General features: G+C 59.7%; 1 protein-coding gene. It reads right to left on the reverse strand.

Going from position 1 to position 1,072, the window contains the following annotated elements:
- Window positions 1-713 (reverse strand): deoxyribose-phosphate aldolase (deoC, locus tag G5358_RS21245; RefSeq protein ID WP_421324897.1); only part of this gene is annotated, 713 nt, incomplete at its 3' end.
- Between the last annotated feature and the right edge of the window lie 359 nt (window positions 714-1,072).

The raw sequence follows: 1,072 nt of genomic DNA on the forward strand, positions 1-1,072 counted from the left end.
AGCAGGCTGGATGCACCAAAGCGGAAGGTACGGGCGGATACCCAGTCGTTGCCGAGGATCTCTTCGGCCATGGCCAGATACTGACCCGCCACGGCGGCGTCTTTCACGCCACCGGCCGGCTTGAAGCCGACTTTCGGATTCTTGGCCTTGATCACTTCCATCATGATGCGGGCCGCTTCAGGGGTCGCGTTCACCGGCACCTTGCCGGTGGAGGTCTTGATGAAATCGGCACCGGCGTCGATGGAGATCTCGGAGGCGCGACGGATCAGCGCCTCTTCCTTCAACTCGCCGGTCTCGATGATCACTTTCAGCAGTACCTTGGCGCCGCAGGCTTCCTTACAGGCTTTGACCAGATCGAAGCCAACCTGTTCATTGCCGGCCATGAAGGCGCGGTACGGGAAGACCACGTCCACCTCGTCGGCACCGTAGGCCACGGCGGCACGGGTCTCGGCCACGGCGATCTCGATGTCGTCGTTGCCGTGGGGGAAGTTGGTCACGGTCGCGATGCGCACGTCGGCGGCGCCGATGTCACGCAGGGTCTTGCGCGCGATGGGGATGAAACGGGGGTAGATGCAGACGGCGGCGGTCAGGCCGGCCGGAGACTTGGCCTTGTGGCACAGGTCGATCACCTTCTGATCGGTGTCGTCATCGTTCAGGGTGGTCAGGTCCATCAGGTTCAGGGCGCGTTGGGCGGCCACTTTCAGATCAGTCATGCTATGTCTCCAAAGTCTTGTTAAGCCCCATCACCCGCGATCGGCTTCACCGAACACCAAGGGTCGGCAGAGACGTTCCCGGAGCAACGGGATATGGAATTGCAGCGCAAATGCACAGGCAATACGGCTGCAAATAAGGCAAGAGCCCTGTCACTTTCTTACAAAAGTGCGGACTTGGTTCCATGAAGACTTGAGAAAGGCCGACTACGCAGACCCGACTTCCCAATCAATTCCATTTGACCGCCAACACCCGGATTCACCGGGCATTAGTCAATGCCAGCACCCTGCTGGCATCGCCTATTTCAGCCGAGATACCCCGTGTTTGCAAGCCGGATTTGCCAATTTCAGAGGTACCTCAC

This window comes from Aeromonas sp. 604176 (assembly GCF_049170755.1).
Lineage (GTDB): Bacteria > Pseudomonadota > Gammaproteobacteria > Enterobacterales > Aeromonadaceae > Aeromonas > Aeromonas veronii_A.